Origin of the sequence: Bradyrhizobium sp. sGM-13, from assembly GCF_018398875.1 — a bacterium.
GTDB lineage: Bacteria > Pseudomonadota > Alphaproteobacteria > Rhizobiales > Xanthobacteraceae > Bradyrhizobium.
Map to the genome: position 1 here is coordinate 1 of NZ_JAGWDK010000231.1, position 349 is coordinate 349.

Consider the following 349-nt stretch of genomic DNA (forward strand, 5'->3'; position numbering starts at 1 on the left):
GGCGCAGCTTGCGCCATTGCTCGATGCCATCAAAGCCAATCTCGGGAAGAACCCGGATGAAGCGTCGGCCGATGCAGGCTATTGCTCGCAAGCCAATCTTCGCACGCTCATTCGACGCCGGATCGAGGGCTACGTCGCCACCGGACGGCAAAAGCACGGCACCAAGGCGGCCACGACAAAAAGAAAGCTCAAATCCGGCACGCTCGTCGCCAGAATGAGCACAAAGCTCAAGCGCGCAGGCTATCGAAGCCGATATCGATTGCGAAAACAGATCGTCGAGCCCGTCTTCGGTCAGATCAAGCAGGCAAGAGGCTTCCGCCAGTTCCTCCTGCGCAGCATCGACAAGGTC

General features: G+C 59.0%; 1 protein-coding gene. It reads left to right on the forward strand.

The window, feature by feature from the left end; translation table 11 throughout:
* Positions 1–16: 16 nt before the first annotated feature.
* A partial coding sequence (locus KJQ96_RS38890; RefSeq protein WP_249735104.1) for a transposase occupies positions 17–349 on the forward strand: 333 nt, incomplete at its 3' end.